The organism is Amycolatopsis sp. NPDC047767 (assembly GCF_040704195.1).
Taxonomy (GTDB): domain Bacteria; phylum Actinomycetota; class Actinomycetes; order Mycobacteriales; family Pseudonocardiaceae; genus Amycolatopsis.
Map to the genome: position 1 here is coordinate 218,255 of NZ_JBEYSJ010000007.1, position 15,523 is coordinate 233,777.

Genomic DNA, 15,523 nt, shown 5'->3' on the forward strand with positions numbered 1-15,523 from the left:
GCGTCCGGTGAGCGGCACAGGGCGGACAGACGGCTGACAAACCGGTAAACGGTGCATGGAATCCGCTTCCGGACAGCACGGGACAGGTGCCTCACGGACGGCGAAATGCCCCCGCCGACCCGAGCCCGTTACGCTGGTCGGCGTGCGCGTACTGGTAATCGGGTCCGGCGCCCGGGAGCATGCACTCGTCCTCGCGGTGTCCGGCGATCCCGCCGTCACCGCGCTCGCCTGCGCGCCCGGCAATGCCGGGACGGCCGCGGTCGCCGAGCAGATGGGTGTCGAACCGGCTGATCCCGAAGCGGTTGCTGCGCTGGCGAGCGGGTGGAAGGCCGACCTCGTGGTGGTCGGCCCCGAGGTGCCGCTGGTCGCGGGCGTCGCCGACGCGGTGCGGAAGGCGGGCATCGCCTGCTTCGGACCGTCGGCCACGGCCGCGCGCATCGAGGGCTCGAAGGCGTTCGCCAAGGACGTGATGGCCGCCGCGAACGTCCCCACCGCGCGCAGCGAGGTCGTGGACACTCCGGCGCGCCTCGACGCCGCGCTGCAGCGCTTCGGTCCCACCTGGGTCGTGAAGGACGACGGCCTCGCGGCCGGCAAGGGCGTGGTCGTCACGCAGGACGTCGAGGTCGCGCGCAAGCACGCCCTGATGCTCCTCGACGGCGGGCATCCCGTCCTCCTGGAATCCTTTTTGGACGGACCCGAGGCTTCGCTGTTCTGCTTCGTCGACGGCCGCACCGTGGTCCCGCTGCTGCCCGCGCAGGACTTCAAGCGCGTCGGCGACGACGACGCCGGCCCGAACACCGGGGGCATGGGCGCCTACGCCCCGCTGCCGTGGGCGCCGGAAGGCCTGGTGGACGACGTGGTCGCCCGCATCGTGCAGCCCGTGGTCGACGAGCTCGACGCGCGCGGCGCCACCTTCTCCGGCCTGCTCTACGCCGGTCTCGCGCTGACGTCCGAGGGCCCGCAGGTCATCGAGTTCAACTGCCGCTTCGGCGACCCGGAGACCCAGGTCGTGCTGGCGCTGCTGCGCACGCCGCTGGCCGGCCTGATGCACGCGACGGCCACCGGCAAGCTCGCGAAGCAGCCGCCGCTGGAGTGGTCGGGCGGCGCGGCCGTGACGGTCGTGATCGCGGCCGACGGCTACCCCGGCAAGCCGCGCACCGGCGACGTGATCACCGGCGGCGAGCTCGAAGGCGTGCTCCACGCGGGCACCCGGCGGCGCGAGGACGGCGCCGTGGTGTCGGCGGGCGGGCGTGTGCTGTCCGTGGTCGGCACGGGCAAGTCGCTCAAGTCGGCGCGCAAGCACGCGTACGAGACGGTGGAGCGCGTGCACCTCGCGGGCTCGCACCACCGCACCGACATCGCGCTCAAGGCGGCCAACGGCGACATCACCATGCCGGTGAACGCCTGAGTTTCCGCCTCCCGATCACCCGGCGGTTGGTAGCCTCGTAGCGGGGCCGAACGGTCACACTCCGTATTACCGAGGGGGAGCGCATGGCGGGAAGCAGTCCGCTGTCCGACCTGGCGTCGTCCGTCCCGGCCGCGCCCGGCGTCGCGGACCTCATCGTGGCGCCGGAGAAGCTGCTGGACGTGGCGAAGGCCGTCGACGAGCAGGCCAACGCACTCGAGGACAAGCTGCTCACGCGCCTGGGCGAGCTGCGCATCGACACGCCTTCGGCCGACGCGGTGAGCGTGAATTCCGTGGCGGCGTGGAACATGATCGTCGCGGAAGGTGATCACTCCTACGCGGCCGAAGCGCGCGCGTACGTCGCCAACCTGCGCCGCCTCGGCGAGCAGCTGCGGGGCGCGGCCCAGACGTACCAGGCGAGCGAAGACGACAAGGCCGCGGCGTTCGGGGACCGTGGTGCGCACGGCATTCACTAGCGCTCTCGTCGCGGCGCTCGCGCTCGGCGCGGCCGGGTGCTCGTCCGGCGATGCCGGCACGGCCGTGCCGGTGCCGACCGCGGTGAGATCGGCTTCGCAGGCCGCGAAGGCTTCGCAGCTGCCGCCGCGCCCGGCCGACCTCCCGCTCACGGGCGTGGACCCGTGTGACCTGCTGGGCCAGGCGCAGCTCGACGAGCTGCAGGTCAACGCCGTGCCGCGCAAGGCCGCCGATCCGCAGGACGGGCCCACGTGCGTGTTCGACGCGGACAAGACCGAGCCGTTCCACGCCTACCACCTGCGCACCGTTACCGCCGACTTGCAGGAGTGGCTCACCGGCGCGCGGCGGAAGAACAGCATGACCACGGCGCCGTTCGCGGTCGAGGGCTACCCGGCGCTCACGAACTACCGCGCGGCCGGCACGCCTTCGGACTGCGAGGTGCTCGTCGGCGTCGCGAAGGGCCAGACGCTGGCGGCGCAAGCGTTTGCGGTCACCGCCGGTGCGTTCACCCAGCAGCAGCTGTGCGACCAGGCGACGCAGGCGGCCGACCTGGCGCTGCAGTACCTCAAGACACGGACCTAGGAGGGCGCGTGGAGATCTCCGACCTCGCGGGCAAGATCCGCGACCAGCGCTTCGACGGCTGGACGGACACGTCCCTCGCGGACGAGATCCGGAAGTTCTCCGACGGCGACGGCATCGGCAGCATCGGCACGGCCGTCGACGCGCTGAAGGCCGTCGCGACCGCGCTCGCCGAGACCGACCAGGCGCTGCGCACGCAGCTGACGCAGCTCGGCGTCGAGTGGCAGAGCCAGGCGGGCGGCGCGGCCGGGCAGGTGTTCACCGACCAGGCCGGGTTCTCCCAGGACGCCATGCGGAAGGTGTCCAACACCGCCGAGCTGCTCTTCGCGCAGGGCGAGGCCTTCAACCGCACCAAGTTCAAGCTGCCCGACCCCGCCACGCTGATGAAGGGCGCCGGCGGCTACACGCTCGGCGACTCCGTGCTGAGCCTGATCGGCTTCGAGACCGACCACGCGACGGCGGTCGACGCGGCGCAGAACGCGCGAAGCCAGGCGCTCGAGGCGTTGAACGCGTACGCGCAGCAGAGCGGCGAGAACCTGTTGGCGTCGGAGCCGCTGAGCCAGCCGCAGTCGCTGTCGATGACGGAGCCGGACGGGCGTAAGAGCGTGCTCGACCTGGCCGGGTCGGCGGTGGACGTGACGCCGGACGGCGGAGTGCGGCCGGCTTCGGCCTCGGTGCAGTCGCGGCACGTGGATCCGCCGGTGGTGCAGCCGGTGGCGAACCGGCTGGCGGTGGATCCGCCGACGCCGGCGTTGGGGATCGCGATGCCTGGTGGGTCGGCCGGGTCCGGTGGATCCGGCGGTTACACGGCGCCGGCTTCGGCTCCGGGGCGGCCGGCTGCGCCTCCGCCTGGGGCGGCCCCCGTTGCTCCTCCGGTTTCGGGTCGGCCTTCGACGCCGCCGCCCGGTTGGGAAATGCCTCGGGGTGGCGGCCGGCCGGACGTGCCTGGACGGCCTGGGTTCGGTGGGCCCGTCCGGGGTGGTGGGCCTGGTTTCGGTCCTGGTTTCGAGGGGCAGCCCGGTGCCGGGCGTGGTCTCGTCGGAGGGCCCGGGCCCGGGCCCGGCTCCGGCAGCGCTGCGCCGGGTGGGTCGTCGACCGGGCCTGACGCCGTCCTCGGCCGCGGTCCGGCCGGCGGGACCGGTGGTGGCGACCCGGCGTTGAGCCGGGGCCGGATGGTCGGCAGCGGTCCGCAGTCACCCGTTGTGCCGGAGGAGAGCGTGAGCGGTCCCGCCGCGCCGCCGCGGCCGGGTGCGTCGGTCGGCGAGCTCGGCGCGGGTGCCGCGGCGCTCGGCGCGGGCGTGGCCGGCGGTGCCGTGGCCGGTGACCGGGAACGGCCGGGCCGGGGTTTCGGTGGTGCGCCGTCGAAGGGACCCGTGCGTCCGCTGCCGGTGGGCGAGCTGCCGGAGGAAGAGGCGATCGCGCTGCGCAAGACCGAGCAGATCGAGCCCAAGCAGCCTTCGGGCGACGCGAAGTTCCTCGCCCCCGCGGCCACGCAGAACGAGGACGACGCCGACCACGTGCGCCGCTTCGGCGTCGACGACAAGGACCTCTTCACCGACCCCCGCCTGGTCTCCGACGACGTGATCGGCGACGACGCGTGAACCTCGTGCTCTCGACGCTCGAGTTCGACGTCCTGTGGGAGTCGCTCGAGCTGGGCCGCCGTCCCGCCGCGCTCGGCGTGCCCTCGCCGGGCCGCACGCATTCCGAACGCGCTGAGTTGATCGACCAGGCGTGGGCGGGACTTTCGCGCCGCCGCCTCGCGCGCGGGCGCCGCGCGTCGGGTGAGCTGTTCGACCAGCTGCACCTGCTGTCGCGCCCGCAGTCCGCCCTCGACGTCTGGGTCTGGGCCGACCGCGAGATCCACGGGCGTGCCGTCAGCCGCGGCAGCCAGGCCGTGCTCGCCGTCGTCGACCGCGACGAGGTCTGGCTCATCCCCGCCGACGAGGGCGCGCTGGCCGAAGCCGCCGTCCCCGTCGCCGGCGACCTCTCCGCGGGCCTCGGCCAGAGCGTCTCGGTGCCCCACGCCACCCTCGTCGCCGCCGACGCCGAAGCCGGCGGCGAACCCAAAGCCCTGGTCACCGCCCTCGAGGATCGCGGCCTCGCCCTGTGGGAAGCCCAGGAACTCGCCGGCATGCTGCTCGGCCAGGAAGCCCGCGGCCAGTTCACCGCCGAACGCACCCTCCGCGACGGCACCGTCCGCCGCTCGCCCCACCCCACCGCCTTCTTCGACACCGACGCGGGCCGCTACCTCTTCCAACTCACCGACGACCCCGACGGCCACACCTGGGCCACCATCACCCCGGCGGACAACGCGGTGCTGGTGGAACGGGTACGGGAGCTGCACGCGGTGCTGTGAAGTGGTTCTCGCACGCGGGGGTGGATTCGGCGAAGATCCGTACCCGGAGCGTGGCCGAGGTCTTACAGTAGGCCGGGAACCGACTTGATCGTGGGTGCGTCTGATCAATCGGGTGTTGGTTTTCGTGAAGGGGAGAGCGGACCGTGGCTGTGTACGACGTCGATTCGATGGCTATCGCGGCGCGTCAGGTCGAGAGGCTGAAGGACGAATACCAGAAGTCCAAGGACAAGCTCACCGGCATGGACCACGAAAAGGAAAGCCCGTTCGGCGGGATGCCCGGTTCGCAGGACGCGCACAGCGCCGTCGGTGACTTCAAGAACGGTGTGCACAGCCAGTTCGACGCCGCGGGCCAGCACATGGACGCGCTCGCGTCCGCCATGCGCAAGGCCGCCGGTCTGATGACCGAAATGGACGAGGTCGGCAAGAGTGACCTCACCGTTCACGTCGACAAATAGAACAATTCGGGCTCGGCTCGCGGAATAGCAGGGGGACGACAAGTGGCTTTGGATGGGGTCGGTGCCGGGACTCCGGACAACTGGAAAGCGTTCACGGACAAGGTCGACCAGGTCGCCAAGCTCAACGTGGACGCCATCAACAAGGCGGCCGACCAGTTCCGCGGCGCCGCCACCGACGCGGCCGACCACTCGCAGGCGCTGGACAACACCACAAAGGCGCTCGACAGCAGCGTCTGGTCCGGCGACGCGGCCGACAAGTTCTTCGACTACGTCCGCACGGTCCGCAGCGCGGGCGCCAAAGTCGAGGCGCACCTCGGCGACGTGGCGACCGACCTGACGAACCTCGCGAAGAACCTCGCCGACATCAAGACCAAGGTCACCCAGGGCAAGCTCGGCGATGCGGAGAAGGCGGTCAACGCCCGCAATCAGAAGGCCCAGACCGACATGAACGCCGCGGCAGCTGCGGCCAAGACCGCCGCCGACGAGAAGAAGCCCGCGCCCAGCCCCACGGTCGAGCAGATCAAGGCCACGGCGAAGACGGACATCAACAACCTGACGACGCAGTACGACGGCGAGGTGCAGGGTCTGCTCAACCAGGCCAACACCATGATCGGCCAGTCGCAGACCCTGATGAAAACCCAGATCGAGGGTGGCTACGACAAGGTCCCCCTCCCCGGCAAGGACGGCACCGTCCCCCAGAGCACCGGCGGTCTCCACACCAGCTCTCACCACGGCGGTGGCGGCGGAGGAGGCGGCGGTGGCGGTGGGGGCGGCGGCCTTGGCCCCAGCGGCGGCCCGCCCGGGTCCCCGCCGCCGGGCAACGTGCAGGAGTGGATCGACGAGGCCATCAAGATCCTTCAGGCCAACGGTGTGAACGTCACGGAAGCCGACGTCAAGAACATCTGGGCGATCATCCAGCACGAATCGGGCGGTAATCCCAACGCGATCAACAACTGGGACTGCGTGCCGCTGGACACGGCCATGCTGACGCGGCGTGGGCTGCTGAAGCACCACGACGTCGAGGTCGGCGACGAGACCATCGGCTACAACCCGCAGACCCGGCGCAGCGAGTGGACCCGCGTGACGCGGGTTGTCCACCACGAGAACGCGCCGCTGGTCACGCTGGCCAACTCGCGTTGGGCGGCGACCACCACGCCGAACCACCGGTGGCTGAACCTGCCGCGGGTCGCGGTTGCCAAGGACGGTCCGGTTGTCTGTCCGGAGTGCGGGTGGCAGCCGCGCACGAGCACCGCGCCCGGCAACGGCGTGGCCGTCCACCGGCGCAAGATCCACGGCGTGGCCCCGGAAGCGCAGCGCAACGTCTACGCCGACGAAGCTCGCTTCGTGACCACCGACGAGGTCGGCAGCCGTGACCGGATCCTGCTCGCGGCGCCCGCCGACACGGGCACGGCGCTCGATGTGACGGTGCGCGAGGCGGCGATCCTGGGCTGGATCGCGGGCGACGGCCACATCGAGACCCGCCGCCACCGGCCGACCGTCTCCATCGCACAGTCCAAACCGGACATGGTCGGGAAGCTGCGTGCGCTGCTCGACGGTGTTCCGCACGCGGTCTACGTCGACGACCGCGGTGGCTGTGGACTCAGGCACCAGTTCCGGATCGACCACGACTACGCGCAGGACCTGTTGCGCCGCGCGGGAAATCCGAAGTCCGAGGCCGTGCGCCAGGTTCTGGCGATGTCGACCGCGCAGCGCGAAGCGTGGCTCGAAGCCGTGACCGACGCAGAGGGCACGTGGCACCTGCGGCCGGGATTCACCAAGCCGAAGGTCACGATCTACCAGGCGCCGGGCGAGGTGCTCGAGGCGATCACGCTGGCCGTCTACCTCTCCGGCGCCCGGCCGCGCGTGTCGGTCACCGACCGTACGAGTGAGCACGAGACGTGGCGGCGCGAGGCTGCCGTGCGGGCGAACAACCCGGTGGTCACCGGGGCGTTCCTGCGCCGCGAGCCGGCCGGGCGCGCCGACGTCTGGTGCGTGACGACGGAACTCGGCACGTGGACCGCGCGCGAGGGCGACCACGTCTTCCTCACCGGCAACTCGAACGCTGCCGCCGGGCACCCTTCCAAGGGTCTGATGCAGTGCATCGACTCGACGTTCCAGGCGCACAAGCTGCCGGGGCACGACAACATCTACAACCCGGTCGACAACATCATCGCGGGTGTGCGGTATTCGCTCGATCGGTACGGCTCGATGAGCAACGTGCCGGGTATCGCCGCGATGGCCCACGGTGGCGCGTACCGCGGGTATTGAGCAAAGCACGACAGCAAGGCACGAAGCAGGGCACGACAACAAGACAACCGAAGCACGGCTCGTGAGCGGCAACCGTTGCTCACGAGCCGTGCCCGGTTAGCCTGGCGGCATGGTCGACATCGGTGCTTTCGGTGGGCCCGCGCTGCGGGCCGGCGTTCCCCCGTTCCACGTGATGGACGTGCTGTCCGCGGCGCAGGCGAGGCAGCGCAGTCACGGGGACCTGGTGTCGCTGGCGGCGGGGCAGCCGTCGGCGCCTGCGCCGGAGGCGGTGCGGCGGGCGGCGAAAGAGGCGCTGGACAAGTACACGCTCGGCTACACCGAGCAGCTCGGCATCCCGGAGCTGCGTGAGGCCGTCGCGGGGCATTACCGCAGTACGTACGACGTGGATGTCAGCGCGCAGGACGTGGTGATGACCACCGGGTCGTCCGGGGGTTTCCTGCTGAGCTTCCTCAGCGCGTTCGACCCCGGGGCGCGGGTGGCGATGGCGCGGCCCGGTTACCCGGCGTACCGGAACCTGCTCAAGGTGCTCGGCTGCGAGGTCGTGGAGTTCGCAACGACCGCGGAGACCAACTTCCAGCCCACCGTCGACCTGCTGGACGAGCTGGGGCCGCTGGACGGCCTCATCGTGGCGAGCCCCAGCAACCCGACGGGCACGGTCCTGCCGCCCGGGGAGCTGGCGGCCATCTCGGGCTGGTGCGCGTCCCACGGGGTGCAGCTGATCAGTGACGAGATCTACCACGGCATCTCCTACGAAAAGCAGCTCGACTGCGCGTGGCAGTACGGCCGCGAAGCGCTCGTGCTGGGCTCGTTCTCGAAGTACTTCGCGATGACGGGCTGGCGGCTGGGCTGGATGCTCGTGCCGCAGCGGTTGCACCGGGCCGTGGACGTGCTCACGGGCAACTTCACGATCTGCCCGCCCGCGATCGCGCAGCACGCGGCCGTCGCGGCGTTCACGCCGGAGTCGTATGCGGAGGCCGACGCGCACGTGGAGCACTACCGGCGCAACCGCGATCGGCTGTTCGCGGGGCTCAAGAAAATCGGTCTCGACAAGCTCGCCCCCGCCGAAGGGGCCTTCTACGCGTACGCCGACGTCTCCGCCTACACCACCGACAGCCTCAGCTGGTGCCAGCGCCTGCTCGCCGACACCGGGGTCGCGATCGCGCCGGGCGTGGACTTCGACCCGGTCGACGGCGGCAAGTTCGTGCGGTTCTCGTTCGCCGGGGCCACCGAGGACGTCGACGAAGGCGTCCGCCGCCTGGGGGAATGGCTCAGGTGAACCGGTCAGGGGGAACCCCGATATCCCCCTGAACGTTGGCTGGACGGAGAGAGTTTTCGCGCCGCGGGTGGCACGCTGGACAGCACCGGGCCGGCGTGGCGCGGAAACGTCATGGAGGAGCCATGTTCTGGAAGATCGTCGGAGGGCTCATCGTCGCCTGGATCGCCTTCATGGTCCTCGGCGCGGTGATCGGCTTCGTGTTCAAGGCCGTGCTGTGGATCGCGATCATCGGCGGCGTGGTGTTCCTGGGCACCGCGGCCTACGGCGCGATCAGCGGCAAGAAGGACGCGAAGCGCATCGGGCGCTGATCACTCGGGCTTCAGGGGGAAGCGACCTTCGGTGCGGCGACCGGCCACGACGGCTGGGCGCCGCATCGACGTTTTCGCACCCTGACCTGATCCTCATCGCTTCCTCACATCGGTCCGCCACCGTGGAGCGCGTACCGCTCCGCCGAGGAAGGACCGATGACCACCACTCGAACCGCCGGGTCACTACTCGTTCTGCTGTGTGCACTCGCCGTCACGGCGTGCTCGGCCAACTCCAACGCCGCCGCCAACCCCAACGCCACCGCCCCTGACCAGCCGGCACAGCAGACCTCGACGCGGCAGACCTCCACAAAACCACCGGAGACCCAGCGGCCGCCCGCCACCCCGCCGCGGCCGTACGAGGTCACCGTGCCGGAGCGTACGCGCAAGACCGCGTCGGGTTTCCCCGTCAACACCTGCGTGCCCGACCGGCTCGATCCGCAGGTGCTCAGCCTGACCACGTCGGACGGCTTCCACCTGCCGGCGATCGAGCTCGGCTCCGGTGACCGCGGGATCCTCCTCGACCACGAGTCCGGCTACTACATCTGTTCCTGGCTGGACACCGCCGAGAAGCTCGCGGCCAAGGGTTACCACGTGATGGTGTTCGAGTACCGCGGCCATGGCGCGGCGCAGAAGAACGACGGCTCCGTAACCGGCAATTTCGACACCGACACCAGCGCCGCCCTCGCCGAGCTGCACCGGCGCGGCGCGAAGTCGATGCTGCTGGGCGGCGCCTCGTGCGGCGGCAGCTCGGCCGCCCGGCTCGCGGCCAAGGAACCGCAGTTGGTGGGCCTGCTGATCCTGTCCTCGCCCAGCAACTGCGGCGGCGACTCGGTGGCGGCCATCCGCACGGTCACCAAGCCGGCGTTCTTCGCCGTCGAGCCGGATGACTACAGCGGCAACATGATCGGCGAGGTGAAGAAGCTGTACGAAGCGTCCGGGGCGCCGCCGGCCGACAAGCACCTGGAGATCCTGCCCGGCGGAACCCACGGCACCGACATGTTGCGCGACCCCGAAACCCAGGACCGGCTGGAAAAGCTGATCTTCGACTTCGTCGACTCGTGTTTCCGGCGGAACTGACCACAGTGGACTAAGGAACTCGCGCGACCCCGGCCAGCGTCGTGAAGTTCGTCGGTGTGAGCGGGGCCAGACGCGGGCCGCCCGGCCACCACAGGTGGGGGTACGTCAGGCCAGGCGGCAGGAGCTCGAGCCCGGTGAAGAGCGACGCGATCTCCTCGCGCGTGCGGTAGAGCGTGTCGAGGCCGGCGGTGGCGAAGCGGGATTCCAGAGACGTCGCCAGCTCGGCGGCCGCGCTGCCGTCCGCGGGGTTGTACTGGTGCAGCAGCACGACGTACGAGCCGGGCGCGAGCGCGTCGACGTAGGCCTTCACCACCGCCCGCGCCACGGCGAAGTCGGGGATGTGGTGCACCACCGCGCACAGGATGAGGCCCAGCGGACGCTCGAAGTCCAGGTGGGCCGTCACGTCCGGGTGCGCCAGCGTGCGCTCGGGGTCGAGCAGATCGGCGCCGACCATGTGCGTGTAGTCGTTCTCCGCCAGCAGCGCGCGGCCGTGGGCCTGCACCACCGGGTCGTGGTCGACGTACACCACGTGCGCCTCGGGGTTCACGCGCTGCGCGACCTGGTGCGTGTTCTCCACCGTCGGGAAACCCGAGCCGAGGTCGAGGAACTGGTCCACGCCCAGGCGGTCGGTGAGCATCCGCACCGCGCGCACCAGCCACTGCCGCACTTCCTGCGCCATCGTCTGCGCGGCCGGCGCGAGCTCCAGGATCTGGTGCAGCACGGCGCGGTCGGCGGCGTAGTGGTCCCGGCCGCCCATCAGGGCGTCGTACACCCGCGCGTTGCTCGGCCGGTCGAAGTCGACCGGCGCGAGGTGGTCGGCCACAGGGCACCTACCGGGGAAGATCCGTCGGGACGCGCACAGCTTAGGTGATCGGGTTCACGCCGGGTGGGCGGCCGGGTCGCGAGGGTGCGGCCTCAGTCGAGCGCGGCGCGGGCGGCCTCGGCGCCGTCCCACAGCTGTGCCCGGATGCCGACGGCGCGCGCTCCCTCCACATTGGACTCGCGGTCGTCGAAGAACAGGCACTCCTCCGGCTTCGCTTCGAGCTTTTCCAGTAACAGGTGGAAAATCTCGGGGTCGGGCTTGGCGAATTTCACGTCACCCGAGAACAGCGTGACGCGGAACAGCTTCGCCCACTCCTGCTCGCGCACCCACTTGCCGAACGACGAAGGCGCGTTGGACAGCAGCGCCAGCGCGGCCCCGGCTTCCGACAGCGCTTCGAGCAGCTCCAGCGACGACGGTGCCAGGTTCGACCAGCCCGCGACGTCGATGGCGGTGAGCTCTTCCGACATCGTGTCGTCGACTCGTACGCCCACGCGGTCGCCGATCGACGTCCAGTACTCGAGGTCACTCGAACCGCGGTCGTACGCCTCGCGTACCGCCCAGTAGACGGGCTCGAACTCCTCGGCGGGCACGCCCATCGTGGCGGCGAGCTTCGGCAACGCGGTGGTGCGCGTGCAGAGGACCTCGCCGTAGTCGAAGACGATCCAGTTCATCGCGAGGCCGCCTTGATGCGCTGCAGCGCGTCTTCGACGGCGGTGGGTTCGAGGTCGCGGTGCAGCACGAAGCGCACCTTGCCGGCCATCGGCAGCGCCTGGATACCGAGCGAGCCGAGCCACTCCAGGGCCACGGCGAGGTCGGGGACCTCGGCGAGCACGATGTTGGTGTCCGGCGTGGCGACGCCCCAGCCGTGCTCGGCCAGGCCTGCGGCCAGGCGCCGGGCGTGCTCGTGGGTCTCGGCCAGCTCGCCGACGTTGTCCAGCGCGACCAGGCAGGCCGCGGCGAGGACACCGCCCTGGCGCACGCCGCCGCCGAGCATCTGGCGCATCCGGCGCGCCCGCTCCACGAACTCGACGGTGCCCGCGACGACCGAGCCGACCGGCGCGCCGAGGCCCTTGCTGAAACACGCGCTCACGCTGTCGGCACCGACGGTCAGCGCGGCGGGCGGCACCCCCAGCGCGACGGACGCGTGCCAGATGCGCGCGCCGTCGAGGTGGACGTTGAGCCCGGCCTCCTTCGCGACGGCCACGAGCTGCGCGTGCTCCTCGGGCGGGGTGACGGCGCCGCCGGCCGCGTTGTGCGTGTTCTCCAGGCAGAGCAGCGTGGTGCGCAGTGTGAAATACGGACCGGGGTTGCCGATGGAGGCGCGCAGCAGGTCGGGCGTGGGGCGGCCGGGGCCGGCGTCGTGCTCCAGGATGTCGGGCATGCCGCCGGCGAGCCACGCGGCGGAGCCGAGCTCGTTGGTGAGCACGTGGGCGCCGCGCGTCGCGAGGAAGCGGTCGCCGCGCTGGAGGTGCACGGACAGGGCGATGAGGTTCGCCATGGTCCCGCTGGGCGTCCACAGCGCGGCGGGCATGCCGAGCGTCTCGGCGGCGCGCTCTTCGAGCCGGGCGATGGTCGGGTCGATGCCGATCACGTTGTCGTCGACCTCGGCCTCGGCCATGGCGGCCCGCATGCGCCGATCCGGGCGGGTGACGGTGTCGGAGCGGAAATCGAGCGGAGTCGAGGTCACGCCGCGATCACATCACACCGCCACCCGCGCGATCAATGCGGCGGGGGGTGGAGGGAATCGGCGGTCTCGTGCAACCGTGGACGCCCCCGGTTCCGTCATTGAGGACGGATGAGCAGAAGAGCGGAGCAGCAGACCGCGTGGACCAGCGCGACGAAGACGAGTTCGCGGAGTACTTCTCCGCGAAGCGGGACGCCGTGCGCCGGACCGCGTACTTGCTCTGTGGCGATTGGCACAAGGCCGACGACCTCGCCCAGACGGCGTTCGTCGCGCTGCACCGGAGGTGGAAGAAGATCAGGGACCGCGCCGCGACCGACGCGTACGTCCGCAAGACGCTCGTGCGCGCCGTCATCGACGAGGCGCGCCGGCCGTGGCGCCGGGAGTGGCAGACCGAGGTCATGCCGGAGCCGGCACCGGACGGCCCCGGCCTGGCCGACAGCGTCGCGACCAGGGAAGACCTGCTGGCGGCGTTGAAGGAAGTGCCGCCGAAACAACGCGCTGTGCTGGTGCTGCGGTTCTTCGAGGGCCTGGACGTGACGGCCGCGGCGAAGGCGCTGGGCTGCAGCGAGGGCAACGTGAAGAGCCAGACCGCGCGAGGGCTGGCGAACCTGCGAGAGGTGCTGGAACGGGAGGTGGAGGCCAATGGATGAGCGTGAGTTGTTCTCCACTCTGCCTGGCGAGGTGCCGCCTGCCACGTTCACGAAGGACGACGTCGTGCGCGAGTCGCGCCGGCTGACGTTGCGCCGCCGCAACCGCATTGCCGCTGGTGGCAGCGCTGTGGTCCTGGCTTTGCTGGGCTTCGGAGCGTACGGGCTCGTGGCCGGTACGGGCGGTAAGCCCGATTCCGCCGCTGTCATGAATTCGGCCGAAGCTCCCGCGCAACCCGGTGTGTCGGCTGCGCGTCCTTTGGGTACTGGGGAGGGGAACTTCCCGGCTCTGCCGCCTCAGCAGGGAGGCAGTGGAGACGGGAGGACCGGCCCTCGGGTCGAAGGCGCCTCCGGGTGCGAAAAGGTGGACTGGGAGCTCGCCACCGCCCTCGCTGGCGAGCTCCCAGGCCACTTCACCGCCACGGAAGCCTCCCAGGGCAGCGTCTGTACGACGGGCGCCCGCGGCGCCGGGTTCCCCCTGCCGGACGGCGCGATCTCCGTGGCCGTCTTCCCGCGCGGGGCGCCGGTGACGTACCCGGCCCAGTCGGCCGGAGCGGTCACCGCGCGTGCTGCCACCGGTACCGGCGGGACCCTCGTGCTGGTGAGTGTGCCGGGGACGTTCGGGCACCCCGCGCCGTACGCCGGTGAACTGGCGCGCTTCGCCGCCTCGCTGGCACCCCGGTTCTGACGGCCCGTTGATGGCGCGGCTGGCAGAATGACCGGCCATGACGGCAGCAGCAACCACCCCCAAGGGCGAGCGCCGCCGAGCCACCCTCGTCGAAGCCGCGGCGGAGCTGCTCGCCGAAGGCGGGTTCGACGCGGTGCGCCACCGAGCCGTCGCCGAGCGGGCCGGCCTGCCGCTCGCGTCCACGACGTACTACTTCGACTCGCTCGAGGACCTGGTGACCGCCGCGGTCGAGCACCACTCGCAGGTGGAGCTCGCCAACGGGCGGCAGCAGCTGGAGGAGCTGGCCACCCGCAACCGCGGCGTCTCGGCGACCGTGGAGCTCGTGCTCGACCTCCTGCTCGGCCCGCCCTCCGGCGACCCGGAAGCCGACGCCGAGGCCGTGCTGCTGCGCTACGAGCGCCTCGTGGCCACCGGGCGGCGGCCGTATCTGCGACCGTTGATGCGGACGCTGTCGGACCAGCTGAACGAACTGCTGCTGGAGATCTTCACCCGCTCGGGCACGCCCGTGTCCGCGGCGGAGCTGGAGCGCCTGGTCGCACTGGTCGACGGCGCGGTGGTGAACGCCCTGATCGCCATCGACCCGGCGCCGCGGGCCGCTGCGGCGAGGATGTTGCAGGCGGCGCTCGCCGAAAGCTGACCGCCTACCGCCGCGACTTCTTCGCCTTGTCCAAGTCGTCCCGGGACTTCGTCACCAACGCGAACATCGCACCCTCCGCCGCCCCCGGATCTCGGGCCAGGATTGCGTCCAGGACCTTCCGGTGGGAGGGCACGGGGTTGTCCGAGGGCCCCGATCCGTGCACCAGCTTGTCGCGCTCGGCCAGCCCGATGGCGATGACGCGTTCGACCTGAAGCAGGAAGTTGTTGTGCGTCGCGGTCATCAGGGCGCGGTGGAAGGTCAGGTCGGCGCGGACGCTGGCTTCGGGGTCGTCGCCGGCGGTGGTCATGTCGTCGAGGGCGGCCTGCAAAGCCGCGAGATCCACGGCGTCCGCGCGTTCGGCGGCGATGCGGGCGGCGGCGGGTTCGACGACGGTGCGGACCTCGGTCAGCTCGTCGAGCAGGCCTGGGTTGTCGCTGGCCGCGGTTTGCCAGCGCATGACGTCGGTGTCGAGCATGTTCCACTGGTCGCGGGGCTGCACGAAGGTGCCGCGCTTCTGGCGCGCGTCGATCATTCCCTTGGCGGCCAGCACTTTGAGCGCCTCGCGCAGCGCGGTCAACGAGATGTCGAGCTCTTCGCGCAGCGCGGGCAGGTCGAGCACGGTGCCCTCGCCCCACTCGTCGGACAGGATCCGGGCGGCGAGCGTCTCCACGGTCTGTCCGTGCAGACCGCGGGGCCGGTGTTCGGACAATGGAGGTCCCCTCAGTCGGCAGTGCGGAGTCATCCTACCTCGGACGCGATTACGTCATAAATTATGAATACATCTTGACAGCCGCCAGCCCGGTTGCAAGTCTGTGCCAGCAGTCACTCCCCCGCAGGGGAGCGACG

General features: G+C 71.0%; 16 protein-coding genes and 2 pseudogenes. 14 read left to right on the forward strand and 4 right to left on the reverse strand.

Going from position 1 to position 15,523, the window contains the following annotated elements; genetic code table 11:
- Window positions 1–142: 142 nt before the first annotated feature.
- From purD to AB0878_RS15790, 11 genes and pseudogenes are all read left to right on the forward strand, one after another.
- Window positions 143–1,408, forward strand: coding sequence for a phosphoribosylamine--glycine ligase (gene purD / locus AB0878_RS15740; protein ID WP_366580335.1), 1,266 nt, complete (start codon window positions 143–145; stop codon window positions 1,406–1,408).
- 83 nt (window positions 1,409–1,491) lie between these two features.
- A complete protein-coding gene (locus AB0878_RS15745; protein WP_220245152.1) occupies window positions 1,492–1,881 on the forward strand; it encodes a PE domain-containing protein in 390 nt (129 codons plus the stop codon).
- Entirely contained in the window at window positions 1,862–2,461 is a 600-nt protein-coding gene (locus AB0878_RS15750; protein WP_366580337.1) for a DUF3558 domain-containing protein, read from the forward strand. The genes AB0878_RS15745 and AB0878_RS15750 overlap by 20 nt, the downstream gene beginning before the upstream one ends.
- An 8-nt stretch (window positions 2,462–2,469) precedes the next feature.
- Window positions 2,470–4,059, forward strand: coding sequence for a hypothetical protein (locus tag AB0878_RS15755; RefSeq protein WP_366580339.1), 1,590 nt, complete (start codon window positions 2,470–2,472; stop codon window positions 4,057–4,059).
- Complete coding sequence (locus AB0878_RS15760) at window positions 4,056–4,814, forward strand: ESX secretion-associated protein EspG (protein ID WP_366580341.1); 759 nt, start codon at window positions 4,056–4,058, stop codon at window positions 4,812–4,814. The genes AB0878_RS15755 and AB0878_RS15760 overlap by 4 nt, the downstream gene beginning before the upstream one ends.
- A 143-nt stretch (window positions 4,815–4,957) precedes the next feature.
- Window positions 4,958–5,269, forward strand: a complete 312-nt coding sequence (locus AB0878_RS15765) for a hypothetical protein (RefSeq protein ID WP_366580343.1) — start codon at window positions 4,958–4,960, stop codon at window positions 5,267–5,269.
- Window positions 5,270–5,395: 126 nt separating this feature from the next.
- Window positions 5,396–5,620, forward strand: a pseudogene (locus AB0878_RS15770) (WXG100 family type VII secretion target); the annotation flags it as partial.
- Between the two features lie 1,701 nt (window positions 5,621–7,321).
- Window positions 7,322–7,537, forward strand: a pseudogene (locus AB0878_RS15775) (transglycosylase SLT domain-containing protein); the annotation flags it as partial.
- A gap of 109 nt (window positions 7,538–7,646) precedes the next feature.
- Window positions 7,647–8,813, forward strand: coding sequence for an aminotransferase class I/II-fold pyridoxal phosphate-dependent enzyme (locus AB0878_RS15780; RefSeq protein WP_366580345.1), 1,167 nt, complete (start codon window positions 7,647–7,649; stop codon window positions 8,811–8,813).
- Window positions 8,814–8,935: 122 nt separating this feature from the next.
- Entirely contained in the window at window positions 8,936–9,121 is a 186-nt protein-coding gene (locus tag AB0878_RS15785; RefSeq protein ID WP_220245147.1) for a hypothetical protein, read from the forward strand.
- A gap of 156 nt (window positions 9,122–9,277) precedes the next feature.
- Complete coding sequence (locus AB0878_RS15790) at window positions 9,278–10,198, forward strand: alpha/beta hydrolase (RefSeq protein ID WP_366580348.1); 921 nt, start codon at window positions 9,278–9,280, stop codon at window positions 10,196–10,198.
- 10 nt (window positions 10,199–10,208) lie between these two features.
- Here the strand turns inward: AB0878_RS15790 and AB0878_RS15795 are convergent, their stop codons facing one another.
- The 3 genes from AB0878_RS15795 to AB0878_RS15805 all read right to left on the reverse strand — a co-directional run bounded on the left by AB0878_RS15795 (window position 10,209) and on the right by AB0878_RS15805 (window position 12,708).
- Window positions 10,209–11,021: an SAM-dependent methyltransferase gene (locus AB0878_RS15795; protein WP_366580350.1), complete on the reverse strand. Its 813-nt coding sequence runs from the start codon at window positions 11,019–11,021 to the stop codon at window positions 10,209–10,211.
- A 92-nt stretch (window positions 11,022–11,113) separates the two neighbouring features.
- Entirely contained in the window at window positions 11,114–11,692 is a 579-nt protein-coding gene (locus tag AB0878_RS15800; protein WP_366580352.1) for an HAD family phosphatase, read from the reverse strand.
- Window positions 11,689–12,708 (reverse strand): GntG family PLP-dependent aldolase, encoded by a 1,020-nt coding sequence (locus AB0878_RS15805; RefSeq protein ID WP_366580354.1) that lies wholly within the window; start codon window positions 12,706–12,708, stop codon window positions 11,689–11,691. The genes AB0878_RS15800 and AB0878_RS15805 overlap by 4 nt, the downstream gene beginning before the upstream one ends.
- A 137-nt stretch (window positions 12,709–12,845) precedes the next feature.
- Between AB0878_RS15805 and AB0878_RS15810 the strand changes: the two genes are divergently transcribed.
- The 3 genes from AB0878_RS15810 (at window position 12,846) to AB0878_RS15820 (ending at window position 14,677) form a co-directional block, all read left to right on the forward strand.
- Entirely contained in the window at window positions 12,846–13,355 is a 510-nt protein-coding gene (locus tag AB0878_RS15810; RefSeq protein WP_366580356.1) for a SigE family RNA polymerase sigma factor, read from the forward strand.
- Between the two features lie 361 nt (window positions 13,356–13,716).
- Window positions 13,717–14,040, forward strand: coding sequence for a hypothetical protein (locus tag AB0878_RS15815; RefSeq protein WP_366580358.1), 324 nt, complete (start codon window positions 13,717–13,719; stop codon window positions 14,038–14,040).
- Between the two features lie 37 nt (window positions 14,041–14,077).
- On the forward strand, window positions 14,078–14,677 hold the full coding sequence (locus AB0878_RS15820; protein WP_366580359.1) for a TetR family transcriptional regulator: 600 nt from the start codon (window positions 14,078–14,080) through the stop codon (window positions 14,675–14,677).
- 4 nt (window positions 14,678–14,681) lie between these two features.
- Here the strand turns inward: AB0878_RS15820 and AB0878_RS15825 are convergent, their stop codons facing one another.
- A complete protein-coding gene (locus tag AB0878_RS15825; protein ID WP_366580361.1) occupies window positions 14,682–15,386 on the reverse strand; it encodes a FadR/GntR family transcriptional regulator in 705 nt (234 codons plus the stop codon).
- Window positions 15,387–15,523 lie beyond the last annotated feature (137 nt).

Bases quoted from the DNA above. Each gene is read 5' to 3' on its own strand.
- AB0878_RS15745 (WP_220245152.1), top strand. From the start codon at position 1,492: ATGGCGGGAAGCAGTCCGCTGTCCGACCTGGCGTCGTCCGTCCCGGCC.
- AB0878_RS15780 (WP_366580345.1), top strand. From the start codon at position 7,647: ATGGTCGACATCGGTGCTTTCGGTGGGCCCGCGCTGCGGGCCGGCGTT.
- AB0878_RS15785 (WP_220245147.1), top strand. From the start codon at position 8,936: ATGTTCTGGAAGATCGTCGGAGGGCTCATCGTCGCCTGGATCGCCTTC.
- AB0878_RS15790 (WP_366580348.1), top strand. From the start codon at position 9,278: ATGACCACCACTCGAACCGCCGGGTCACTACTCGTTCTGCTGTGTGCA.
- AB0878_RS15800 (WP_366580352.1), bottom strand. From the start codon at position 11,692: ATGAACTGGATCGTCTTCGACTACGGCGAGGTCCTCTGCACGCGCACC.
- AB0878_RS15820 (WP_366580359.1), top strand. From the start codon at position 14,078: ATGACGGCAGCAGCAACCACCCCCAAGGGCGAGCGCCGCCGAGCCACC.